Consider the following 340-nt stretch of genomic DNA (forward strand, 5'->3'; position numbering starts at 1 on the left):
GTCGCGGTCCGCGCCGGTCGGCGGCGCGCTGACGACGCTCGGCCGGCGCCGGCGTTCGGTCGCGGCGAGCCGCTCCTTCTGTTCCTCGGGCAATTGCTGATAGGCCTTCCACGCGCGTTCGCGCGCCTGCGCGGACAGTTCCTTCGCGCTCTGATAGTTCTCGCGCGCGACGCGTCGCTGCTCGGGCGTCATGTGCGCCCATTCGGCCATTCGCTCCTGCAGTTGTTTCTGCGCTTCGGGTGTCAACTTCGCGAAACGTGACGCGATCCTCAGCCATTTTCGCTTGCGAGCGTCGCTGAAGCCGTCCCACTGATCGGCAAACGGCGCGAGCGCCGCGCGC

1 protein-coding gene is annotated in these 340 nt (G+C 68.5%); it reads right to left on the bottom strand.

Annotated features, from left to right (window positions below; genetic code table 11):
- A partial coding sequence (locus SB816_RS30385) for a DUF3106 domain-containing protein (RefSeq protein WP_410548040.1) occupies window positions 1-340 on the bottom strand: 340 nt, incomplete at both ends.

Source organism: Achromobacter sp. SIMBA_011 (assembly GCF_046535435.1).
Taxonomy (GTDB): Bacteria; Pseudomonadota; Gammaproteobacteria; order Burkholderiales; family Burkholderiaceae_B; genus Achromobacter; species Achromobacter dolens.